The organism is Lentilactobacillus hilgardii DSM 20176 = ATCC 8290, from assembly GCF_000159315.1.
Classification (GTDB): domain Bacteria; phylum Bacillota; class Bacilli; order Lactobacillales; family Lactobacillaceae; genus Lentilactobacillus; species Lentilactobacillus hilgardii.
Genome location: NZ_GG669993.1, coordinates 557984 through 581360, shown reverse-complemented (window position 1 = coordinate 581360; position 23377 = coordinate 557984). Strand labels below are relative to the sequence as shown.

The 23377-nt window shown below is 38.6% G+C and carries 19 protein-coding genes, 2 pseudogenes, 1 riboswitch and 1 other annotated feature; of the genes and pseudogenes, 11 read left to right on the top strand and 10 right to left on the bottom strand.

Features of this window, described 5'->3' with window-relative positions; translation table 11 throughout:
- Nucleotides 1-893 (top strand): magnesium transporter CorA family protein (locus HMPREF0519_RS06865; RefSeq protein ID WP_004561676.1); only part of this gene is annotated, 893 nt, incomplete at its 5' end.
- 118 nt (nt 894-1011) lie between these two features.
- Here HMPREF0519_RS06865 and HMPREF0519_RS06860 read toward each other — a convergent pair.
- On the bottom strand, nt 1012-1359 hold the full coding sequence (locus HMPREF0519_RS06860) for a hypothetical protein (RefSeq protein ID WP_003560873.1): 348 nt from the start codon (nt 1357-1359) through the stop codon (nt 1012-1014).
- A gap of 123 nt (nt 1360-1482) precedes the next feature.
- Nucleotides 1483-2184, bottom strand: coding sequence for a hypothetical protein (locus HMPREF0519_RS06855; RefSeq protein ID WP_225428943.1), 702 nt, complete (start codon nt 2182-2184; stop codon nt 1483-1485).
- A 111-nt stretch (nt 2185-2295) separates the two neighbouring features.
- Nucleotides 2296-2378, top strand: a riboswitch (SMK box riboswitch).
- Between HMPREF0519_RS06855 and metK the strand changes: the two genes are divergently transcribed.
- Together metK and HMPREF0519_RS06845 are read left to right on the top strand one after the other, a co-directional pair.
- A complete protein-coding gene (gene metK / locus HMPREF0519_RS06850; protein ID WP_004561675.1) occupies nt 2376-3566 on the top strand; it encodes a methionine adenosyltransferase in 1191 nt (396 codons plus the stop codon). It overlaps the preceding riboswitch by 3 nt.
- Before the next feature lie 128 nt (nt 3567-3694).
- A pseudogene (locus HMPREF0519_RS06845) lies at nt 3695-5178 on the top strand (MDR family MFS transporter).
- Nucleotides 5179-5233: 55 nt separating this feature from the next.
- Here the strand turns inward: HMPREF0519_RS06845 and mnmM are convergent.
- Entirely contained in the window at nt 5234-5809 is a 576-nt protein-coding gene (mnmM, locus tag HMPREF0519_RS06840) for a tRNA 5-(aminomethyl)-2-thiouridylate-methyltransferase MnmM (RefSeq protein WP_004561673.1), read from the bottom strand.
- Nucleotides 5806-6447, bottom strand: coding sequence for a phosphatase PAP2 family protein (locus HMPREF0519_RS06835; RefSeq protein ID WP_233419324.1), 642 nt, complete (start codon nt 6445-6447; stop codon nt 5806-5808). Before HMPREF0519_RS06835 ends, mnmM begins: the two co-directional genes overlap by 4 nt.
- A 108-nt stretch (nt 6448-6555) precedes the next feature.
- Nucleotides 6556-6768: a binding site (T-box leader), on the top strand.
- Between the two features lie 73 nt (nt 6769-6841).
- Between HMPREF0519_RS06835 and leuS the strand changes: the two genes are divergently transcribed.
- The gene (gene leuS, locus HMPREF0519_RS06830) at nt 6842-9262 is read left to right on the top strand and encodes a leucine--tRNA ligase (RefSeq protein WP_040472738.1); all 2421 of its coding nucleotides are present in this window, start codon (nt 6842-6844) and stop codon (nt 9260-9262) included.
- Between the two features lie 171 nt (nt 9263-9433).
- Here the strand turns inward: leuS and HMPREF0519_RS06825 are convergent, their stop codons facing one another.
- Nucleotides 9434-10459 (bottom strand): acyltransferase family protein, encoded by a 1026-nt coding sequence (locus HMPREF0519_RS06825; protein WP_225428941.1) that lies wholly within the window; start codon nt 10457-10459, stop codon nt 9434-9436.
- A gap of 204 nt (nt 10460-10663) precedes the next feature.
- Between HMPREF0519_RS06825 and HMPREF0519_RS06820 the strand changes: the two genes are divergently transcribed.
- Nucleotides 10664-12313: a putative polysaccharide biosynthesis protein gene (locus HMPREF0519_RS06820; RefSeq protein WP_004561669.1), complete on the top strand. Its 1650-nt coding sequence runs from the start codon at nt 10664-10666 to the stop codon at nt 12311-12313.
- A 93-nt stretch (nt 12314-12406) separates the two neighbouring features.
- Here the strand turns inward: HMPREF0519_RS06820 and HMPREF0519_RS06815 are convergent, their stop codons facing one another.
- Entirely contained in the window at nt 12407-13252 is an 846-nt protein-coding gene (locus HMPREF0519_RS06815; RefSeq protein WP_004561668.1) for an NAD(P)H-hydrate dehydratase, read from the bottom strand.
- Between the two features lie 112 nt (nt 13253-13364).
- Here HMPREF0519_RS06815 and pepV point away from each other — a divergent pair, with 112 nt between their 5' ends.
- From pepV to HMPREF0519_RS06800, 3 genes are all read left to right on the top strand, one after another.
- Nucleotides 13365-14768, top strand: a complete 1404-nt coding sequence (pepV, locus tag HMPREF0519_RS06810; protein ID WP_004561667.1) for a dipeptidase PepV — start codon at nt 13365-13367, stop codon at nt 14766-14768.
- 21 nt (nt 14769-14789) lie between these two features.
- On the top strand, nt 14790-15275 hold the full coding sequence (locus HMPREF0519_RS06805; protein WP_003560853.1) for a universal stress protein: 486 nt from the start codon (nt 14790-14792) through the stop codon (nt 15273-15275).
- A gap of 252 nt (nt 15276-15527) precedes the next feature.
- On the top strand, nt 15528-16316 hold the full coding sequence (locus tag HMPREF0519_RS06800; protein WP_225428940.1) for a DUF3658 domain-containing protein: 789 nt from the start codon (nt 15528-15530) through the stop codon (nt 16314-16316).
- 209 nt (nt 16317-16525) lie between these two features.
- Here the strand turns inward: HMPREF0519_RS06800 and HMPREF0519_RS06795 are convergent.
- A pseudogene (locus HMPREF0519_RS06795) lies at nt 16526-17192 on the bottom strand (deoxynucleoside kinase).
- A gap of 153 nt (nt 17193-17345) precedes the next feature.
- Between HMPREF0519_RS06795 and HMPREF0519_RS06790 the strand changes: the two are divergent.
- Nucleotides 17346-18116: a Cof-type HAD-IIB family hydrolase gene (locus tag HMPREF0519_RS06790; RefSeq protein ID WP_004561663.1), complete on the top strand. Its 771-nt coding sequence runs from the start codon at nt 17346-17348 to the stop codon at nt 18114-18116.
- A 239-nt stretch (nt 18117-18355) separates the two neighbouring features.
- Here HMPREF0519_RS06790 and pgmB read toward each other — a convergent pair whose 3' ends face one another.
- The 3 genes from pgmB to mscL all read right to left on the bottom strand — a co-directional run bounded on the left by pgmB (nt 18356) and on the right by mscL (nt 22287).
- The gene (gene pgmB / locus HMPREF0519_RS06785) at nt 18356-19027 is read right to left on the bottom strand and encodes a beta-phosphoglucomutase (protein ID WP_004561662.1); all 672 of its coding nucleotides are present in this window, start codon (nt 19025-19027) and stop codon (nt 18356-18358) included.
- 19 nt (nt 19028-19046) lie between these two features.
- The gene (locus HMPREF0519_RS06780) at nt 19047-21764 is read right to left on the bottom strand and encodes a glycoside hydrolase family 65 protein (RefSeq protein WP_004561661.1); all 2718 of its coding nucleotides are present in this window, start codon (nt 21762-21764) and stop codon (nt 19047-19049) included.
- A gap of 145 nt (nt 21765-21909) precedes the next feature.
- Nucleotides 21910-22287: a large-conductance mechanosensitive channel protein MscL gene (mscL, locus tag HMPREF0519_RS06775; RefSeq protein WP_040472737.1), complete on the bottom strand. Its 378-nt coding sequence runs from the start codon at nt 22285-22287 to the stop codon at nt 21910-21912.
- 188 nt (nt 22288-22475) lie between these two features.
- On the opposite strand from mscL, the gene HMPREF0519_RS06770 reads away from it, so the two are divergent.
- Both HMPREF0519_RS06770 and HMPREF0519_RS14365 read left to right on the top strand, forming a co-directional pair.
- Nucleotides 22476-22655: a hypothetical protein gene (locus HMPREF0519_RS06770; protein WP_233419323.1), complete on the top strand. Its 180-nt coding sequence runs from the start codon at nt 22476-22478 to the stop codon at nt 22653-22655.
- Between the two features lie 29 nt (nt 22656-22684).
- The coding region (locus HMPREF0519_RS14365; protein WP_004561657.1) for a protease pro-enzyme activation domain-containing protein at nt 22685-23377 on the top strand (693 nt) is incomplete at its 3' end.

Here is a 23377-nt window from a genome sequence, read left to right as displayed (position 1 = left end):
AATTCAAAACTTATACGTGGATCGAAGTGATTGACCCACGAACTGACGAACTTAATGACGTCATCTCCAAATATCGATTGCCGCAAAAATTTGAGGGCTATATGTTGGATCGTCACGAACAACCACGGGCAACTTATGATGCGCTCAGTGATACAAATGTGTTGGTGATTCGTGCCTTGGCAAATGGTCTTGACACGAACGCCACAACGGTTCCGGTATTTCTTGGATTTAATGATGATGTGATGATTACTTCCTGTCACGGTGAAGATCAGGCTAAACTAATCAATCAGCAGTCCAATCAAGATTTTTTACTTATTAGTGACCATATTTTTGCGATTCTTGGTGCAATACTTGTGCCATATTTTGAGATGTTGGACGAAGTGAGTCAACGTGCGGATAAATTTGCCGGTCATCGTCTGGGCATTATTACTAATAGAAGATTGGATGAATTGACCATTTTGAAGACCCGGTTAGTTTATTTACGATCGGCTACTGCCGGAAATTTGGTCGCTTTAGAGGAGTTGCAAGGGGATTTAAAGCAAAAACTGCGGTTAACTGCTGATGTCGAGCAACGGGTAACTCAGCAGATTTCGGATCTGGTGATTGAATATAAACAGTGTCAGGCTATGTTCGATGTTCAGGGCAATGTTGTTAATGAGACCGAATCTGCTTTCGGAAATATATTAAATAACAGATTAAATCAGACAATGAAATTTTTGACGGTTTGGTCATTGGTTCTAGCTGTTCCGCCAATCGTTTCGGGATTTTACGGAATGAATGTTAAATTGCCCTTTGCCGATAGATCGGAAGCATGGTTCGATACACTTGTATTGACAGTCGGACTAATGGTTGTCATGTTGTTGGTTTATATAGGCAGAAATAAGAAACAGTAACTAACCCGCATTAATTAAAGAGCTAAAAAGGCTCGCAAGATAAAAAAAGGTATATTGTATTGTTCAATATACCTTTTTTTATCTTGCAAGCTTTTTAATGCTTATTTCAACGGGTTAATTAAATTTCTTGTGAATCTTTGTTTAGTCGTTTCAAGATATCTAGTACCTTTAGAACGTTTCCACGTACGAGATCATTGTGATCGACATCGATAATACAATATTTTGAGCGAATTTCATCGGGAAGAAGCCTTGATATTCGTTGATCCATCAAAATAAGATCATCTGTGTGAATGGCTGGACTGAAAAAATGCTCGGCAATGATATTGACTGGTACGCTGGCATGATTAACACTATTTTTTAATTCATCACAAAAATTTTGAATTAACGCATCGTCCACAATGGCATTCCCGGTTAACGAAGGCTGTATTTTGCCGGTTCGAATGTCTCCAATTACTCTAATATTCAATGAATTTTATCCCCCGTCGTTTATTGATCAACTGGTATGTTAACACTTTCGATGGAGTAAAATCCGCTTGGTCAGATGACTTTGAATAAAATTAAAGTAAGTAAAGAAAAGCTTAATATTTGGTTAGAGACAAGCAGCTAAAGAAAATAAAAGTAAACAAATTAAAGAGGTATTATTACGTTTGTCATATTTATTATTGTTAACTTTCCATTCGAAAAATAAATAGAACCCTAAAATCAGGCTGATGAAAATAATTTTGAGAAAAGTTAATTCTAATGTGATACAAATCGCCAAAATTAACACTAATATAATTAATAGTGACAGTCTATTCCCCTTTTTCATAAACACAGGAAAAGAAAAAAAGATATTTGCAAAAATCAATAGGGTAATACTCATTAATGACATTAAAGAAAAGTAGTGATGGTAAGTAATGTTAAATAAAAAAACAATACCACTACCATTGATGATTCCATAAATAATCCACTGACAATGTGGCTCGTTGACAATGCTTGTTAGAATTAATACATTGGCTAAAATGAAATCCAACAGCAGCAACCAGCCGTTAAAAGAATGGTCACTCAATAGTATTTTAATTCCCATTAGTATAACGATGGCATCGCATATGATGAAAATAATAGCATTTTTATTTTTAGAGATAACTTGACTCAACAGACCGGAGAATCCTAATCCGAGAAAAAAGAGATACAGCAAGTGGTAGTTGATAAAAAAATTTTTTAGCCCAACGTTGGAAAAAAGCATCCACACAAAAAGTGGGATCAGAATCCGAATTGATAACTGAGTCAAAGCTGAACGTTTGGTAGTCAAAGTTTCACCTTCGTTTAAAAGTCTTTAAAATTAATCCTAATTGTTTTTTTGGATTCGGTCAACGAAGTCTTTAAATTAGCTTCCAAAAATAAAAAAATTATGATAACATGGGTAGGTTATGAGTTCCCGATAGGATTCACGCCAGACGTGAAGAAGCCTTGTAACCTAAAAAATATATAGGGGGAAATAAAATGCGCGAAAAACATTTATTTACTTCGGAATCTGTATCAGAAGGCCATCCGGATAAGATTGCTGACCAAATCAGTGATGCAATTTTGGATGCCTTGTTAACTAAAGACCCTGACGCTCGAGTAGCTTGTGAAACTTCAGTAACAACTGGATTAGTACTCGTATTTGGTGAAATTTCTACCAAAGCCTACGTTGATATTCAAAAAGTCGTTCGTGACACAATCAAACGAATTGGCTATTGTAATGGAAAGTATGGTTTCGATGGGGATTCTTGTGCGGTGATTGTCGCATTAGATGAACAATCGCCTGATATTGCGCAAGGTGTCGACAAAGCACTTGAGGAAAGAAACGGCAATACCGATCCATTTGATAAGATTGGTGCCGGAGATCAAGGACTGATGTTTGGCTATGCCATTAACGAAACACCTGAGTTGATGCCATTACCGATCTCCCTTTCGCATAAGTTAATGCGGAAGCAGGCTGAACTTCGAAAAAATGGGACTATTGGCTACCTTGGCCCTGATGCAAAAGCTGAGGTAACGGTTGAATATAATGATGATGACAAACCGTTTCGCGTTGACACAGTTGTATTGAGCACGCAGCACGCGGATGGCGTTGAGCTGGACCAAGTTCGTAAAGATGTCATTGAAAAAATCATTAAGCAAGTGATACCGGAAAAGTACTTAGACGATAAAACCAGATACCTGGTTAACCCAACCGGACGCTTTGTTATTGGCGGCCCAGAAGGTGATGCCGGCTTAACTGGTCGAAAGATTATTGTTGATACTTATGGTGGCTATGCTCATCATGGCGGTGGAGCCTTTTCTGGAAAAGATGCGACAAAGGTCGATCGTTCAGCGAGCTATGCTGCCAGATACATTGCTAAGAATATTGTTGCGGCTCATTTGGCTGATCAAGTAGAGATTCAGCTTGCTTATGCAATTGGTGTTGCTGAACCAGTGTCAATTGATATTAATACGTTTGGGACCGGAAAGGTATCTGAAGAAAAGTTGATTGAGGCAACTCGGACACTGTTTGATTTACGCCCAGCTGGTATCATTAAGATGCTCAATTTAAAGCGACCGATTTACGAACAAACCGCAGCGTACGGTCATTTTGGTCGAACAGATGTTGACTTGCCTTGGGAACATACCGACAAGGTTGACGCTCTGAAAGAATATTTTAATAACTAAATATTTTAATTACGTATTTAATTACGTGGGATGGGGCTGGTACAAAAGATTATTTTGTACCGGCTCTTTTTCTGTCTCAAAATTGGATTTGATTTTAATCATTTTATAATAATGAAAGGGGTCATTTAATGACTGCAACAGCTTCTAAAAGAAATATTTTTTGGTGACAATCGCACTTTTTGTTGCCACTTTTATGTGTGCAATCGAAGGAACAATCGTTTCAACCGCGATGCCGACAATTGTCGGAGATTTACGCGGGGTCGCTTTGATGAACTGGGTTTTTTCTATCTTTCTTCTAACCAATGCAATTGCAACACCCATCTACGGTAAATTAGCCGATAGCATTGGCCGTAAACCAATCTTTATGATTGGGACAACTATATTTATTATTGGATCGGTTATGTCGGGGCTTTCTAACTCAATGATCATACTCATTTTTTGGCGTGCAATTCAAGGTATTGGGGGAGACGCAATCTTACCGGTCGCTAATACGATTATTGCTGATATATATCCTCTTGAAAAAAGGGCCCAAGTATTAGGGTTAAATAGTTCGGCTTGGGGCATTGCTTCCGTTATCGCACCATTGCTTGGTGGATTTATTGTCGATAATCTCAGCTGGCACTGGATTTTTTTTATTAACCTGCCAATCGGGATAATTGTATTATTAATGATTCAATTTTTCTTACATGAGGAAAAGAGAAAAATTGAAAGCAAAATGGATATTGGCGGAACGGCTTGGCTGACAATTATGTTGTTAGCTGTCATGTACGCTTTTCAAGTGATTGGACAAACGCCGATTCGCTGGGAAATCGTAGCAGGCTGTACAATACTGACAATTGTGTCGGCAATGATGTTTATCAGAAAAGAGCGACTGGCATCCGACCCATTAATTCCAATGGAACTTTTTGGGAATCGGACTTTTGTTGTTCAAAATTTGGTAATTGCTTTAATGAGTGGCTTTTTGATTGCTTACGAAGTTTATTTACCGGACTGGACGCAGGGAATCTTGGGACTTCGGGCATCAATGGCAGGATTTGCTGTGACACCAAGTTCCTTGATGTGGATCGTTGGATCATTTATAGCGGGAAAATTATTGGTAAAATTATCACCCTCTCAAATCATTAATATTAGTTTGGCTTTTATTTTGATCGGTGCCATTACGATGGTAGTGATACCCGCATACACGCCATTTACAGCATTTTTATTGATATCGACTATTTGTGGTATAGGATTTGGATTAACCACCACCACGTCTATTATCAGTGTCCAAAACGTTGTTAAACCGACTGAAATCGGAGTTGCAACTTCTTTTAATACGCTTTGCCGGACGCTTGGGCAGACGTTAATGATTTCTGTTTTTGGAATTGTGATGAATATGACAATGCTTCGAGGTGTCCGTCAAACAGATGGTGCAACGCTAAAAATGATGGATAAGCTCATTAATCCGCAAACCGCTAATGAACTGTCCGGCGCGATCCTACCAAAATTAAGGATGATTTTATATAATTCGCTTCACAACGTTTTCGTTGTAGGATTAATATTGATTTTAACCGCATACGCCATTAATTGGTTTGATCGAAAAAAGACAGATGTACAGGATCAAAGGCCATAAAAACGCCTTATTTCCAATCAAGTGAAGAAGTGGCTGAAAATAAGGCGTTATGAAATTATTTTAATTTTTGAATGGCGAGAACAAATGGTGGTTCATGTGCCTGATTCACAAAACTGTAATTCAAGACAGCAAAGTTTTTTTGTGGTAAATTCTGGCAAAAATCGACAACAGATTCTTCCTCTTTTTTGCCACCTGGATGGCCGTAATAAACCACTATCACAACCAGTCCACCTACCTGTAATTTTTTTAAACACGTTGTCAATGCTGTTAATGTGGATGTACTTTTTGTGATAATTGATTTATCGCCACCCGGTAAGTAACCTAAATTGAAGATAGCGGCTGAAATTCTAACGTTGTTATCTAAAACGTTGTCAATTTCAGCATGGCTTTTTTTATATAGTTGAACATTTTGGAGACCGGAAAGATTTTTTTCGAGTAAGCTAATAGTATGTTGTAAGGCTTGTTGCTGAATATCAAAACCATACACGGTCCCATTTTCGCCTACTAATTTGGCCAACAATAATGTGTCATTTCCGTTCCCAATGGTTCCGTCTATCACTTGATCACCGGTTGATACAGCTTCTTTTAAAAGCAGATGACTAAATTGAAGCGCGTTTGGTAATTGGTTCATGCTGTCCCTCCCAAAAATCGATTAAAGACAAATTGACTTAGTAATAATAGGCATAGTCCTAACGACCAACCGCCTACAACATCACTGGCAAAATGAACACCGACGTAAATTCGACTAATACCAATGAAGAAAATAAGTAATCCAATTAGGATATCAAAGATCACTCGGTAACTTCGCTTTTTTAACAAGTGATTTGCGATAATGATGAGGCTTCCTCCAATCATCATAGCGCTCATCGAATGCCCACTTGGAAAGCTGGTGGAGTGAACGGTTACTAAATGATGAAAGGTAGGGCGTGGGCGATTCACATAGTGTTTGACTAACATGTTGACAGGGCCAGACAGCCCCAGACTGTTGATGACTAGAAAGACCGCAGCCCGGAAATGGTCTGTTAAAGTTAAGATCAGCGTCATGCCAAGTGTGAATGAAATGACCGGTATGACATTGGCTAGTTGTGTAAAATGAATGGTTAACAAGGTTAATTTAGGTGTGAGATCACTTCTTACAAGCTGACTTACTTGACTGTCAAAGTTACTTATCCAATCAGCGTGGGTTAAGACGCCGCTCATAAAGATCAAGAAAACAATGAAAGCACTAATGCCTAATAAAAATGATTTATTCCGTACTTTTAGGATCATGACTTTCTCTACTTTCGTTTTTAGCTGGAATACCATTATTATAGCACGCACACGTATTGTTTTTTGCATAATGATTTGTTATGATAATAGGCAATAATCTCAATATTAGTGAAAATGAAGAGACGAATTAGTAATGACAAGTTGATTTCAGAAACCGGATGGTTGTTGAGAATTCGGATTAATTTGTGACGAACTCATCGTCGAATGCTTGATTGAATTCAGTAAGTCAGGTCGGTTAATCGCCGTTATCGATCATTAAGTGCTTAATGTCCGTAGTCGACGTTAAGAATATAGGTGGTACCGCGATTAATCGTCCTATAGGAAGTTAAATATGGCTTCTTATAGGACATTTTTTCGTTAATTTGAAGAATTTTGAAAGGTGGAAGTTGTAAAAATGGCATACAATCATGAAGTAATTGAGCGAAAATGGCAACATTACTGGAACGAACATAAAACATTTAAAACGTTGGATGATACCAGTAAAGATAAGTACTACGTTTTGGATATGTTTCCTTATCCGTCTGGACAGGGGTTACATGTTGGACATCCCGAAGGCTATACGGCAACAGATATTATGGCCAGGATGGCTCGGATGCAGGGGAAGAATGTTCTTCATCCTATGGGGTGGGACGCTTTCGGACTGCCTGCGGAACAATATGCGCTGAAGACGGGGCACAATCCTCGTAGTTTTACTGCTCAAAATATTAAAACATTTAAACGTCAAATTCGCTCGCTGGGTTTTTCATATGATTGGGATCGCGAAATTAATACGACTGACCCGGCCTATTATAAGTGGACGCAATGGATTTTTGAACAGCTTTATAAAAAAGGGCTTGCGTACGAGGACAACATAGAAGTCAACTGGGCTCCGGATTTTATGGGCGGTACGGTTGTCGCCAATGAAGAAGTTGTAGATGGCAAAACAGAACGTGGTGGCTATCCGGTATACCGCGTGCCGATGCGCCAGTGGGTATTGAAGATTACTGCTTACGCTGATCGTTTAATTGATGATCTGGATACCGTAGACTGGCCTGAAAGCATTAAAGAACAACAAAGAAATTGGATTGGTCGTTCGCGTGGGGCAAGTGTCTTCTTTAAGGTAAAAGGTCACGACGACGATCAAATCGAAGTTTTCACAACCCGGCCTGATACTTTATTTGGTGCTACATATATGGTGCTGGCTCCTGAACACGAATTGGTTGACCAAATTACAACTCCCGATCAGAAGGCAGAGGTTGATGCATACAAGGAAAAGGTTTCACGTAAATCCGATCTGGAACGAACCGATTTAAATAAAGATAAAAGTGGTGTCTTTACGGGTGCTTATGGGATCAATCCTATTAACGGAAAAGAAGTACCAATCTGGATTGGTGATTATGTGCTTGAATCATATGGTACAGGTGCAATTATGGCCGTTCCGGCTCATGATGACCGTGATTATGAGTTTGCCAAGAAGTTCGGCTTATCAATTGTGCCGGTTATTGAGGGTGGCGATGTAGCTGACGCTGCTTATACAGGTGACGGTCCTCACTTTAATTCAGGGTTTATGGACGGCATGAACAAAAAAAATGCCATTAAGGCGGCAATTGACTGGCTTAAGGACCATGATGCCGGCAAAGAGAGAGTTAATTATCGACTTCGAGACTGGATCTTTAGTCGTCAAAGATACTGGGGTGAACCAATTCCTGTTATTCATTGGGAAGATGGTGAAACAACCTTGGTTCCCGAAGATGAATTACCACTTCGATTGCCAAAAGCAAAGGACATTCAAACTTCCGGTGGGAAAGAAAGTCCACTTGCCAACTTGACAGATTGGGTTAACGTTGTTGATAAAAATGGTCGTAAAGGTAAGCGGGAAACCAATACGATGCCACAATGGGCAGGAAGTTCATGGTACTGGTTACGTTATATTGATCCACATAATGATCATGCCATTGCAGATCCGGAGAAATTGAAGTATTGGTCACCCGTTGACCTTTACGTTGGTGGTGCTGAGCATGCCGTTTTGCATCTGCTATACGCAAGATTCTGGCACAAATTCCTGTACGATCTGGGCGTAGTTCCAACACCGGAACCATTCCAAAAATTGGTCAACCAAGGGATGATTTTGGGTACTAACCACGAAAAGATGTCTAAATCAAAGGGGAATGTCATTAATCCTGATGATATTGTCGATGAATACGGTGCTGATACCCTCCGAGTTTACGAAATGTTTATGGGTCCAATTGATGCTGCCAAGCCATGGAGTACTGAAGGTATCAATGGTGCCCATCATTGGTTGGATCGGGTATGGCGTCTCATGATTGATGATAACAATCACTTGCGAGACAGAGTGACAACGATTAATGACGGCCATCTTGACAAAGTTTATAATCAAACCGTTAAGGTTGTGACAAATGATTTTGCCCACATGCGATTTAATGTCGGCATTTCACAAATGATGGTTTTCGTAAACGATGCTTATAAGGCAGATGCACTTCCAATTCAATATATGGAAGGGTTCGTTAAGATGCTTTCGCCGTTGGCACCGCATATTGCCGAAGAATTGTGGAGCCTATTAGGACATGATGGCACTATTACTTATGAGAAGTGGCCGACCTATGACGCAAGTGAATTGGTTGAGAATACCGTTCAAATGGTTATTCAAGTGAATGGTAAGGTTCGTTCACATCTAAAGATTGCTCGTGACGCAGCTAAAGACAAAGTTGAGACGGCTGCGAAAAATGATGAGAATGTTAAACGTTATTTGGATGGTAAAACAGTGCGCAAAGTGATTGTTGTTCCAAATAAAATTGTCAATATCGTTGTCAAGTAGAGCCAAGGTCAATAACAACAAGTCAATATAAAAAAGTGATGCATGACTTCTTGGGGCATATGCCGTAAAGTCATGCATCATTTTTTTATTGACTATTGTTCAAGCTCATTTAATCGATGATGAAATACAAAATGCAATTATGTCTTGATCATTTGTTAAACATCATTGAATTTAACTGACCGCCTTATTTGAAGTTCCCTTAACTTTTCGTTTAATATAACCGTAAAGTAATGATAAAATGAACGAGATAATAACTGCCAAAATAGTTTCCATGATAGCACTTTTATAGCCCATTTCGTCAATAATATCAATGACTGCTTTATGCAGATACATAATGCCGAGTGTCTGTTGTCCAAGTAATTGAACCGGCTTAATAATAAACTGTGGGAAGAATCTGCAGAAGTAGTAACTAAAGCTAAAGACGACCATGCAGACTAAAATTGGAATAAACAGAATGTAAGAAACACGGGAAATTGGAATATGATGGAATGTCGCATGGATAATTTTGGATTTCAGAAAGAGTGCAAAATTGAACCGGTCCATATGCTGCATCCAGAAAATCCAAAGTGTAATTAGCGCACATGGGATCATAATCCATAAATCTTTGACAAATTGTTGAATTTTATGGAAGTACAAATAGCCAAATAACATGAAGAATAATGCAATGAAAGCAACATCAAAATCCCATGGAATGTACTTCCATTTAAAGAACCAGACATGTTTGTAACTGGTCAAAATAATTAATGAAATAAAGGCAATGATAATTTGGTATTCGCGAGTCTTAACGTATGTAATTACGATCGATGTAAGTACCAAAGCCAATAAGTAAACATTAATATACCAGAAGACACTCAGGTAGTGATTGAGTGTTCGGCCGCCCCAAAGCAGTCTCACAAAATAAAATGTTGTATACGACCAGCTCTCTCCCCTAACAAAATGGGATAGTAGGATTAAACCGCCACCACAAATCAAATAAGAAATTAATAGCGGTAGAATCCGTTTTTTGAAAAACCCCCACCAATTATTATTGATAATCGGCTTTAAGAAAAATCCCCCCATAATGAAGAAGATCGGCATATGCCACCAATATAAAAAATGAAACATTGTACCGTGGCGTGTCATGGCGTGACCAAAGACAACTGCAACAATACCGATTGCTTTGGCAACGTCAATCCATTCGATTCTCTTTTTACTCACAAACTTTTCACCTCTACGTTTTTTTAACACATATAGCAATATTTTAGTGCATTTAGAGCCTTAATGACAATACTTTTTGATTACAGTTCCATAAATCGGCCGATGCTTAAGTAATTTTTAATATGTTAATGCCAGATTGCTATTGATCTTAATCTTTATTAGAATATAACGAGTGTAGTAAAGCAGACGAAAGCAGGAACAATCATGATTGATAATAATCAAAGCCACTCGGATAATTCCAGGGAACAAATGTTGTCCGGATCGGCTTGGATGACCGCTGGCAGTATTTTAAGCAGATTTTTAGGCGCCGTTTATATTATTCCGTGGGGAATATGGTTTGGCGATTATTTTTTTCGGGGAAATGCACTATATGGCTTAGGGTACAACATATACAGCTTCTTCCTGACTGCAGCGATTGCCGGTATTCCTTCGGCAATCGCGAAGCAGGTTGCGCATTATAACGCTTTGAATGAGTACAGTATTGGCGTTCAACTATATAAACGGGGCTTGGTATTAGCGATCGGCACCGGTGTTATTTGTGCTGCAGCACTTTATTTTGGTGCACCGTTGATAGATGGCGGAAATGCCAATGTTGTTCCGGTCCTTCATTCCTTAGCTTGGGCAATTTTAATTATCCCAACGATGAGTTTAACCAGGGGATATTTTCAAGGTTACCAACAAATGGCGCCTTCTGCAATTTCACAATTTGTTGAACAGCTGGCTCGGGTTGCCTACATGTTAATAACGGCTTTTCTAATTATGAGAGTGTTCAATGGCAATTGGGTAACCGCAGTCTCTCAATCGACTTTTGCGGCTTTTATCGGTGCGGTTGCAGGCCTGTTGACGTTAGTCTGGTATTATGCCAGTCGACGTGATACATTCCGCTCTCTGGTTTTGAACAGCAGTAATAAAGTACATGTGGAGCCCAGGACACTTTACCATGAAATCATTACCCAAGCGGTTCCGTTTATTATTTTAGGTGCGGGCATTACAATTTTTATGTTGATTGACCAATTTACCTTTTTTAAAATTATGAGAATGGCGACAAATTATTCCAATGACATGTTATCGGATCTTTACGCAATGTTTGCCGTAAATTCAAATAAGTTGATTATGATTACCATATCGCTGTCTTCCGCACTCGCTATTACCGCTGTGCCAATGTTATCCGTTGCGTTGACAAATGGCGATAAAAAAGAAATTGCCAAGCAAAATTCATCAATTATGGTTTTATTTATGTTTGTCATGATACCGGCGGCTCTTGGAATGGCTGCCATTGCCGGCCCTCTGAATCGTTTGTTCTATGGTGTTAATGAGGAAGCGTTAGGAGCAAATATCCTGACGTTTTCATCAATGATTTCGATTCCAATGGGGATGTTTGTGGTCATCTCGGCTGTTATGCAAGGACTTTCCCAAAATAGACGGGCTGTTAAGTTTTTTGCAGTTGGAACATTAATTAAATTCATTATTCAATGGCCTTGTGTTTACTATCTTGGTGCGTTTGGTCCATTATTATCAACGGCGATCGGGCTGACGATTTCCGACTGGCTGATTATCAGGTCGTTAAATCGTCAGTTTGGATTCGAAAGGAAAAATTTAAATTGGGCTTTTAGAAAAATTGGCCTTTATTCACTGTTCATGTATGTAGTGACACTTGCAGCTGTATATGGTGTAAATTACCTGGTAGGGTTGGTTTCAACGCCCTTTGGTAGAATTGCCAGTCTTGTTGTGACGGTCATAGGGGTTGCTTTCGGTGGATACGTTTACGCTTATTTCTGCCTTAAAAGCAGAGTCGCAGATATGGTTTTGGGACCGAGGAGTGCACGATTTAGGCAACTATTGAGAATTAAATAAAAGGCACTAAAAACGGATTCGACAAATTGGAGATACTATCCAACTAGTCAAATCCGTTTTGGCTTACTTATGAAATAAGTTGGCAGATTGCCTTTAATTATCGTTTTTGCTTTCCTGATTTTTAAACATAAATTTAGGAAGTGCTTCACTAATTTGATGTGGCAGTACAACGTATTGTTTTTTTGCAAGTTTATCAGCAATTGCGCTATGGGTATAAACGGCGGCTAACGTTGCAGCCGTTTTATTTTCAAATTGTGCGGTAAACCCGCCAATTAAGCCAGCAAGGGTATCGCCCATTCCACCAGTAGCTTGTGCAGGTGTTCCTCCAGTGTTTTGATAAACTTTTCCATTTGCATAGACTTCGGTTCTATGTGACTTAACAACAATAATTGCCTTTAGCTGATCCGCAATTCTTTGGTTGGCGGTTGGGTTTTGATCAGCAATTTCAATGCCAGAAACCCGCTGCCATTCCATCTGATGAGGGGTCAGAATGTTGAGGGATGATTTAGGTAATGATAGGTGATTGTGAGCGAGCAAAGTCAGAGCCGAACCATCGATAATCAGTGTTTGATTTGTATGAGCTACCTCAAATGTCTTTGTTAATAAAGATAGTGCAATGTTATCCGTTCCCAATCCTGGCCCAATGACGATGACATCCGCACCTTTAATAATTGGTGAAGCCGTTTCAAAGTCATTATAGTCAACAAACATTGCTTCGGGCAACCAGTCATGCAAACTGGTTTGGTTGGTCGGATCGGTTATTGTCGTGACTAATCCGGCTCCGGAACAAACGGCTGCCAAAGAGGCCATGATGATTGCACCGCCAAAGTTTCGGTTACCGCCAATCAAAACAATCTTGCCATAAGTTCCCTTAAAACTGTCGGCTGGCCGTTTGCGAATAACTTTTGTTAAAATATTTTTTGTGATTTCTTTCATCATTAAAAGCTCCTATCTTAAAGATCTTTTCAATCCCAGTATACCATTGCTCATGACCTGCAAGACCTGTTATATGTGCTAAAATAGTCACATAAGATGACGGGAGTGAGAATTAATGACAATCGATTGGCAAGAACAAGCTAAAAAGTATCGTAATCAATATTTAAAAGATCTAAAGGAACTAATCAGTATTCCAAGTGTGCGTGATGATGATCATAAAACGGATGAGTACCCATTGGGCGAAGGTCCAACAAAAGCACTCCTAAAATTTTTATCATTTGGTAAGCGGGATGGCTTTGTTACTAAAAATTTGGATAATATTGTCGGTTACATTGAATATGGTGCCGGTGAAGAAACTTTTGCGATGCAATCGCATGCGGATGTTATGCCAGCTGGCGATGGCTGGGAAACTAATCCATTTGTTATGACCGAAAAAGATGGTAATCTTTATGGCCGTGGGACTTCGGATGACAAGGGTCCAGGTTTGGCTGCCTACTATGGTTTACGGATTTTAAAGGACAATGGAATTGTTCCTAACATGAAGATTCGGTTAATCATTGGCACCGATGAGGAAAGTGATTGGACTGGGATGAAACATTATTTCGATGTTGAACCTCAGCCAACACTTGGATTTTCACCAGACGCTGAATTTCCATTAATCAATGGTGAAAAAGGAAATGCAACGTATGAAACGACTTTTGGCAGCTCGAATGGTTCTGAGTATACGCTAAAAGAATTTGACTCGGGTTTGCGACTAAATATGGTGCCTGGAAACGCTACTGCTTTAGTTGAAACCGATGATAATGAAAAGTTTGTCGATGCATTTACCGATTTTTTGGATAAGAATCCATTATCCGGGGATATTAAAGCAACGGGTGATGGGATTGCCGTTCACTTGATTGGAAAACAGGCTCATGCTATGGCACCGGAGAATGGTGTTAATGCTGGTACGTACCTGGCAGCCTTTTTAAATCAGTTTAATTTCGAAAAAGATGCCCAAAAATTTCTTTCGTTTATTGCGAACTATTTACATGATGATACACGGGCCCATAAGATCGGGGCAGATTACGTCGATGACGTTATGGGAGACTTAACGATGAATGTTGGTATTATGAAATTTGATTTTAGAAAGGGCGGATTGGTTAATACAAACTTCCGTTATCCTAAGGGGACTGATGATACCAAAATTCTTCAGTATCTATTAAAAGTAGCGGATAAACTAGCAGGCCGGGTTAAAGAGGTCGGCCATATGGTACCGCACTACGTTGATCCGAGCGATCCAATTGTTAAAACGTTACTTCGTGTCTATTCACAACAAACCGGTGATACAGATGCAAAACCGGAAGTAGTTGGCGGTGGTACGTATGCCAGGATGATGAAACGCGGTGTTGCTTTCGGGGCATTGTTCCCAGGCACACAGGATACAATGCATCAAGCCAACGAATTTCAACCGATTAATGATCTATTAAAGGCAATGGCAATATATGGACAATCAATTTATGAATTGACGGCAAAATAGTAATTGATTGGAGGGCTTACGATGTTGGAATTTAATTATCATAATATCCTTGTTGGGGTTGATGGTTCAAAGACAGCCGCAAAGGCGGTTAAAAAAGCAATTGCAGTCGCACATCGTAATTCGGCAAAACTTTTTATTGTCGCAGTTATCAATAATCGTGATTTTATTGGTGTTTCAAAATCGGCCTCAATTGGGTTTGGCAACATTGATCCTTCAACAATTGAAAGCCTAAAAGAGAATTTTGAGAAACTGGTTAATGGCTATGCTAAACAGGCAAAGGATGCAGGTTTGACGAGTGTTGAAGCGTTTGTAACTTTTGGTGATCCCAAAACCGAGTTGGCAACTGAAATTGTCGCTGATAAAAAAATTGATGCAATCGTAATTGGCGCTACGGGTGTGAACTTTTTTACTCGGCTCACGTTAGGATCTACTGCCGCGTTCGTCATTGCTCACGCACCTTGCGATGTATTTATTGTGCATAGGCCCAAAAAAGGTGATCACGATTAATGCATTAAGTCTGAGCTTTTGATATCTATAAAACAATAAAGGTCTCGTAAAGTCAGTAGCTGCAAATATCTGCTGGTCTTGCGGGATCTTTTGATGTTATTATTACCGATGATTTGACTGAAGACGGTTTTTATAACAATTACGCTGTTTTAATTCGATTTGATTTGCAATTATGTATCGGGAACGTTTATAATTTTCAGAGTTGTCATTTTCGAGTTATGTATCAAAAATTTGGAAAAATGAGGGATTAGTGTGGTTGATATTGTGTTCAATGACAGTTTTGCCAGGACTTTAAAACGCTATTACATGACTCATCGCATTGATCGACAGGTCATTGTATTACCGTTATTATTAGGGCTCGGGGATATTGCCCAAGTCAACCTGCTAGAAACCCGGAAAACGTTATTGAAAATTCGAAATACTCATGAAAGACGTGACGATACTGATGAATGGTATCAGTCGATTCTTTTGGGGTTAAAAAAACTGGATAAAGTTGTTTTTGAACAAAAATCTCTTCGGATCTGGTGGACGGATTTGCCGGATGATAGTTGTGGCTTTGCCTGGTTGTGTGATTATTTGAAGGATATCGGTAATCAGATTTCATCTGTTCATGTGCCGCTAACCCTTAGCCACTCTCGCTTTTTATATGAACTTAATAATCTTGGAGAATTGGTCACTGATGATTTAAATAAATATCATCTTTTTGATTATGAACAATCTTTGGGAAGGGATGCCCGTATTTCGCATAGTTATCTTTGGCGAGATCTGCGCAAGGATAATACGCCTCTTAGAATTATGATTAATGGCCATTTAATGAGTCAGCCGATTAACTTTTACGATCGTTTTCTTCTTTCGCACGTGAGTCCAACAGTTTTTACAAATATTTTGCAGGTGATTGGTCAGACGATTGGGGATGGGCCGAGTGGCGTACCGGATTGGTGGTATCGCCATCGAATTGATTATTTAATTTCCAAACGGGCACTTTGGTATGAAGAACCAGTGAGGCAGTCAGCCGGTTATATTAAGCTGAGAATAAAATAAGGATAAGTTCGATCAGATTCTAAGACGAAGACTTGGGTAGTAGGATAGTTGAATTTCGATAAACTGTTTAATAGATAATGGTTGTGATTACAAAAACGAGGCTGGGACAAATTGGTTTTTGTCTCACCTCGTTTATTTTGTGTATTGAGTTCATTGACTTGACGACTTATCCGATCAGCCAAGGCCTAGGATCAGCCTAATTTTAAAGCTTACATGGCTTCTCTTTGAGGTTGACGAATTTTTGCCAATTCATCATCGATCATGCCAAGGACAAAATCAATGTTTTTTTGGAAGGATAGATCATGTTGTTGGAGATCGATCTTGATTTTAGGACTAACGGAATAGTCATCAAACCATTTTTGATAGGCTTTCCACATTTTGTAATAATAATTTTCCAAGCCTGGATTATTATCGAACTGTTCATAATCACGTCCCCGTATCACGTCCCCGTTTTTTGATACGGTATTTGATGGTATCAAAATCACTATCTGCATAAACTAATAGATCTGGAGCCTTCTTGGGAAGCTGGTTTAATTCAGTCATCATATTATCCAAAAGTTTAAGGTAAACTGAGAGCTCTGTATCGCTGATATTACCGTCCGCATTATTTTCTCGGGTAAAGAGAGCGTCTTCGTAAATAGAACGGTCTAAGACGTTATTATCATCACTTAGGGCCTTCTTAATCATTGAGAAGCGTTTATTTAAAAAATAAATCTGAAGTAGAAAGCCATACTGCTTTGGGTTTGAATAATAGAGCGGTAGGACAGGGTTGTCACCAACTGGCTCAAAAAAAGCTTTCGTTCCTAAATGTGCTGCAATTTTTCCTGTTAACGTTGTTTTGCCAACGCCGATCATTCCTGCTGTTATTATCACCATGATAGCCCCTCTTTTAATAAAATTACGATATATAGTGTACCACAGATTGTATCACCACAATATATATAAGTTGGAAATTTTCGGGCTCCTTTTCACTGAGGGAATTTAAATAAGTAGTACAATAAGGTTAAAGAATCGAATGGAGGGAACCTAATGTATAAAGCGGTTGTATTTTTTGACCTCGATGGCACTTTTTTTGATAATGAGAAAAACGTTTCTAAAGAAAACATAGCGGCAGTTAATGAATTACGTGAAAATAATATTTTACCAATCATTTCAACCGGACGAAATATTTTCGAAATTCAATATGTGATTGACGAGACCGGTATTAATTCTTTAGTTAGTGCGAATGGCAGCTATGTTCAGTATGAAGGAAAAAAATTAAAAGCTGAAGAAATTAGTGATGAAGTTATTGAAGAAATTCTGGCTTTTGCTAAAAAGCAGGGTGACGTCATTTCATTCTATAACAATGAAGGATTTGCTTTAACTGCTGAAAACGATTTAACCAAGGTTAATTATCGATTATTGAGATTGACGCCTCACGTTGAGCCGACGTTTTATAAATCACATGAAGTTAATTTCTTGAATGTTTTTAATTATGATAAAGATAAACTTTACCAAGATCAATTTAAAGGGAAATTATCTTTGGTTCGAAATAATCCACGCTGTCTGGATACAATGAAGTGGGGTGTTTCTAAACAAACCGGGATTCAGGCAATGTTATCGAAAGCTAATTTGGCGGGTATTCCGTCATATGCTTTTGGGGATCAGTTAAATGATCTTCAAATGTTTGAAGAAGTTGATTATCCGGTTGCGATGGGAAATGGTCATCCAGATGTTAAGGCAAAGGCCTCGTTTGTGACAACCTCTAATATTAACCACGGTATCGTGAATGGCCTAAGACATTATGGATTGATTAAATAACGTATAGAAATGATTATTTTTTGATTTCTTCTGTAGATTGGTCCATACAAAAAATAGAGAGTGGGACAAAAGGCGGTTAACTTCCGATTGCATAGCAGGAAGTTAACCGCCTTTTTTGCACGTTTTTTCTCGGTAATAGTCGTGATGAAATTAAAAAGGACTGGACAAAATTACTTTTGTCTCAGCCCTTATCTTTTTACATCAAACAATCATGATAGATGATTTAAAATAGTTGTTAACTATGCCATTTGTTTTTGAATATTGGTTAAAGTCATTTCACCCGTATCTTCAAAATTAATGTCGGCATCTTTTAGAATCTGCTTATCGCCGATACCAATTGAGGTTTCTCCGGCAGCGTTAATTGATTCAACACCCGCACCAGCGTCTTCAACACCAATGCATTGCTCAGGCTTCAAATTAATTAATTCTGCACCCTTTAGATAAATTTCGGGATCGGGTTTACCCTTTGACAAGGTTTTAGGGTCAACGATTTTAGGGAAGTAAGTTGTTAACTGTAATTTTTCGAGAACTTTTGGAGCATTTTTTGAAGCAGAAGCTAGCGATAAGAGATAACCATGGCTTTGGATATCATCTAAAAAGTCTTTGATACCCGGAAGAATGTTGTCGGGCGTCATCTGATCAACCAACTTCAAGTAGTTTGTATTTTTTTCGGTTGCCAAAGCAATTTTTTGATCTTCTGTATATTGATCAGACAAGTTACCAGCCTTTAAAATCATTTCCAACGAATCCATTCGACTGATTCCTTTAAGGCCATCTTCCAGTTCTTTTGACCATGGGGCACCGACTTTATCAGCAACTTGATGCCAGGCTTGACTATGAAAGACTGATGTATCTGTGATAACACCATCTAAATCAAATACAAATCCTTTAATATCAGAAAATTTTGCCATTAAAATTCACTCCTCAAAACTATTTATAAGAAATTGTTGTTGCTTTGTTTTTGTTTAGGGAATAATCTTTTTCTGCGACTTTAATGTGAGTTTCCGCATCAGCAGTAACAGTGATGTTGTGATGTGTAATTTCAAATTGATACTTAATCCCTTGGTAGGCTTGCTTAAACGAGATCTTCTTCCAATTTTGTGGTAAGTGGGGATTAACTGAAACTTCATCGGTATCAAAGCGAACGCCACCGTAACATCCGGTTTCAATTTGAAGTGTCGCTCCCATTACACCAAGGTGAATGCCCTCGGCAGTTGTACCGCCTTGAATGTCGTAGTAATCTGAAAATAATGCCGTTGAAAACAGCTGCCACGATTGATCCATATTACCGTCCATTTCGTCTAATACAGAGTAAACGATTCTTGAGAGCGTTGATCCATGGGTAGTTCTGTCCAGGTAAAACCTTAGGTTACTTGTGAAATAGTTAGCGGGAAGCTTATAACCCAAGCGATTAATAACATCTTCAACTTCAGAAAATGGTAATTCATAATAAGCCATTAATGTATCCGCCTGTTTGGCAACTTGATAAGAATCCGGTGACTTTCCTTCACCCTTTAGCAAACGGTCAATTCGTGAAATATCGCCATACCTTTTACGATACGAATCAAAGTTTAGTTTGGAAAGATTGAAGTAACCGGAAAATTGACCAATGATACCCTCATCGTTGATGTCTAATCGTAATTTGTGAGCGATGTCGGACATCTGGGTTAATAAATTACTGTCTGTTCCTGATTTACTATTGGCAGCTTTTAAAACGTCTGCCTTTTGTTTTGACACAACAGTTGCAACTTTATCAAATAACCATGAAACCATAATATTCGTATACGCATTATTGGTTAGACCTTGTTCGTCAGCGTTTGGATATTCTTCATGAAATTCATCCGGTCCCATGACATTATGAATATCGTAGCGATCGGCGTCTTTGTCATAAGAAACCATGCTTACCCAGAATTTACAAATTGAGAGGAGCATCTCCAAACCATATTTTTCCATGAAATCACGATCACCGGTAATTTGAACGTATTTAAGAACATCATAAGCAACAGAGATCGAAACATGACGTTGCAATCTGCTGTTGTCCGGATCCCATTCACCACTAACTGGATTTAAATGAACAAATTGGGATTGTTCATCCCCATACATTCCTGACTGCCAAGGATACATGGCACCATCTTTACCCTCTGATTTTGCATATTTTCTTGCTTCGTCAATTCTATTGTAACGATAAAGCAAACACTGTTTTGCGATGGCAGGGTAGTGGATTGCGTAAAACGGTAAATCAAATGTGACATCCCAAAAAATATGACCACGATATGCCTCTCCGTGAAGACCACGGGCGCCAACTGAGGCATCTAATTCACCTGAAGCAAGCGCTGCACTTGTGACCAACATGTGATAAATATTAACTCGGGTCAATTTTTGACTGGTAATATCATTAGTGATCTTGATATCAGATTTATTCCAAACGTTTTTCCAGAATTTTTGACTATCGTTAAGTGTGTCGTTAAAAGATGAGTCGTTTAATTCACTTTGAGCAGCACTTTCAAGAGTATCATCATCGGCGTTACCAGTAAAAATCGAAACACACTTTTCAAATTCGTAACTTTTTTCTGGTTCAACGTCCAAACTTAAGGTTTGCCGAATTAATTGATTTTCAGTATCTGTGTTGATTGAACTGGTGGTATCAAAATCTTGACTGTCAAGTTTGGAATTGATGACAAAGGCAACTTTTGAAGTCTTTGTTTGGCCACTCATTGAAATTTGGTTGTCATGCGCCGACATGCCAATAATGTCCAAGTGATGTTGATTAAAGTCAGAATATCTTTCAACATTACCATTAAGCACGCTGCCGTCAATTTCCGAATATATTTGTAGGCTTCCTGAAAAGTTGATAGGTTTTAATTCATATTTAATTGCATATCGATGCCAGTTAGTCATATTTGCAACTTTTGTTGCCCGAACTTCCAGGATATGCCCAGTAGATAACTGAATATGAAGCGTTGTCGTCAGGACACCGGTTTTTAAGTTTAAACTCCGGTAGATATCCTGAATATCTTCTTTTTTGATTTTAAACGGTTGTTGGTGGTCAACACCAAAACTGATAAATTGTGAGTTGGGCAGGTTGACTAGGTCTTCATTGACAACATCACGATCATTAATCTTGGTTGTAAGCTGGTTATAAACGCCGGCAACATACGTACCCGGATAATTATCTTGGTCTGCATTTGCTTCGACATAAGCGCCGCGCAAGCCAAAATAGCCGTTTCCAATAGTTAGCATGGCTTCTTGACCGTAGTTACGCTTACCGCTGTATTCACCGTAATAGTCCAAATGCCACTTTAAGTAATTGGACTCGTCGGAAACGGCTTTCTGCAAACCAACTTCCTTAACTTTATTCAGATTCACAACCGGAACATTCATCATGTTAGCAATTGCTAAACCAATATCAATTTTTTGATGATTGATACCAATAATTGTGTCTGAAAATTCATAATTAAGTGAATTTTCAATGATTGCAGCGTCAACCGGTAATCCAGTTAACGCCACTTTAATGTTCTCAAGATTATCTCCAATTGAAAATTTAGGGTTGTATGTGATCATGAACTTTCTGAAGGGCGGCTTGTTGGAATCCTCAGAATAATTTAATTCCATGACCCCATCACGGGCCCTAATAGCAAACGTTCTCATAACAAAACCTCTTCTCGAATTTTTGACAGTATAAAGCTTTTCTAATAACTTAATTCTAGAACAACGGGGCTTGAAGCGCAATAAATTGGCGTTTCAAAGTCGTTTGCGAATTTGCTCAATTCTGCACATGGGAGCCTCTAAGCCTTTATTTAATCTCTCGGTTTTCATTCTTTAGTAGATCTCTAATTTCTTCAAGAAGAAGTTCTTTCTTGTCAGGAACAACTTTAGCCGGTTCTTTTTTAATAACTCGGTTGATGATTTTGATGATTACGAAGACAACAAAAGCAATGATTAAAAAGTTGATAACCGAATTAATAAAGGCCCCATATTTGAAAGTAGCCCCTCCAACTTTAATCATTAGATTGGATAGATCGATTTGGCCCAAGAATAGGCCGATAAATGGATTGATTAAATTGGTTGTCAGTGACGTCACAATAGCAGTAAAAGCACCGCCAATAATGACACCGACAGCTAAGTCAATAACGTTTCCACGAGAAATAAATGCCTTAAATTCTTTCAACAATTCCTTCACCTCCAGGTTAAGCTTGTGTTATTGTATTTACATCAATTATACTTGACCAAGGACACGTGCACAAACTATGGCTACGGAAACGGTCAATTTTATAAATGAGGATGTTTAATTTGAACATAAAAAAAAGTATTAGCATTATTTTAGTGTTTATTGTCTTAATCTTAGCAGGAGCTTTTTATTTGACTCGCAGTATGACATGGTCATCACTTGAATTTGTCATGATATGGGTCGGTGCAATTATTGCAATGCATGTGGTCATTACACCTTTAGTTATTTCGATTGTTCGTGCGAGGGATCAAAGAAAAGCAGCCGAGGAAGAAGCTGCCAAACAACAATCAGGCAATATTTCCAAAGATTAATTGAAACTGTCTGAATCAAGGAGAAACAGATGCAAAAACAAACGCTGAAAAAATTAATAGCCATGGTTACTTTTGTGTTGGCATTTACTGTACTGATTGGTGTTACCAATGGGACTCCTGTATCAGCAAAATCCTCAACAACAAATGTTTCTGGTTCTAAACAACAATTAGTTGACATTGTATTGAAACCTAAAAGTCAAAAAAAATTAGATCAGTTTGTGTATCAGTCGGTTGATCCGACGAGTAGCAATTATCGAAAATTCGTTAGTTCCGGTCAATTTGCTTCAAAGTTTGGACAATCAACAAAAAATATGCAAAAACTTCGTCAATACTTAAAAAAATATCATTTGAGGACTGAAGTATACCGAGGGAATCTGGTAATGGCTGTTAAGGGATCGACCAGAAATGTTCAAAAAGCTTTTAAAGTGAAACTTGTGATGGTATCTAAAAACAAGATCAGATATCAAAAAACAACTAAAAAGCCGACTGTACCGAAATCAGTTTCCAAATCAATACTTGCGATTATGGGATTGTCAAGTTATTCGACAGTTTCAAATAGTTCACGTGAATTTCGGCCGACGTCTTTATACAATAGGTCTGCAACGACTCTTAGCCAGGGAGAAATTGCAAAACATTATTCTCCTTCAAAATTCGTTAATCGTTATGGTATTTCACAGCTTTATAACAATGGGTCAACCGGTCGGAGCAAGACGATTGGCATT